Annotated in this window: 1 protein-coding gene; it reads right to left on the minus strand. The window is 60.2% G+C overall.

All coding sequences use genetic code 11. The annotated features are described in order from the left end of the window. Positions 1-15: 15 nt before the first annotated feature. A protein-coding gene (locus NKH02_RS34360; protein WP_502913116.1) for an IS630 family transposase occupies positions 16-959 on the minus strand; the annotation gives its coding sequence in 2 pieces (ribosomal slippage) (positions 16-621 and positions 624-959; 942 coding nt in all). Positions 960-1,054: the final 95 nt, after the last annotated feature.

Genomic DNA, 1,054 nt, shown 5'->3' on the forward strand with positions numbered 1-1,054 from the left:
TAGAGCGGGATGATTTTAGGTTCGGTCATAGCCGGCCTCGAGGAAGTAATTTCGGCATTCGTTTGAAGTGACAATTTCGAGGGTTTGGCCAATAGCGTCGCAAACGGCCTCGACGGTTCGCCGTGCCGCTTTGCGCAGCCAGTGCTTGAGCTTGGCGAACAGCTTCTCGATGGGATTGAGGTCGGGTGAGTATTTGGGCAGGAAGAACAGCCTTGCGCCGGCGGATCGGATGGCACGGCGCACGGCTTTGCCTTTATGCGAGCCGAGGTTGTCCATGACGACGATGTCGCCGGGCTTGAGGGTGGGGACGAGAACCTTGTCAACGTAGAGCTGGAAGCGTTCGCCGTTGATTGGTCCGTCGATGAGCCATGGCGCATCGACGCGGTCATGGCGCAATGCCGCCAGGAAGGTCATGGTCTTCCAGTGGCCGTGCGGCACCTTGGCCTTAAGGCGCTGGCCGCGCGGTGCCCAGCCCCTGAGCGGGGCCATGTTGGTCTTGGTCCAGGTTTCGTCGATGAAGACCAGGCGGGTGGGATCGATCCGACCTTGGTACTGAACCCACTGCGCCCGCCGCCGCGCGACATCGGGGCGATCCTGCTCGGCTGCGATCAGCGTCTTTTTTTGTGAGACAGCTTCTCCTCGTGCACGAACTCCCACACCGAGCGGTAGTCGACCTTCAGGCCGCGCTCACCCAGTTCGGCGACAAGGCCGCGCAAGGTGAAGTCCTTTTCCCGGCAGCGCTCGACAAGCCAGTCGCGCCACGCTCCCGATATCTTCTTGGGCTTGTAACCGCCCACTTGGCTGGGCGCCACGCTGCCGGTCTGTTCCACACGCTTCAGCCACTCAATGGCCGCGCTATAGCTGACACCAAATCGAGCCGCCGCTGCGCGCCGAGAAAACCCCTCGGATTTGACCGCACGAACAACCCGTTCACGAAGGTCCATCGAATAGCCAACCATCCATGCTGGCCTCCAGCTCCAGCCAGAAGGTTGAATCAAATTCCAATCGATTTGGGAATCCCTTATCGACTCACCGTAATTTCATCCCGCTCTAG

The organism is Mesorhizobium sp. M1396, assembly GCF_040317725.1.
GTDB lineage: Bacteria > Pseudomonadota > Alphaproteobacteria > Rhizobiales > Rhizobiaceae > Mesorhizobium.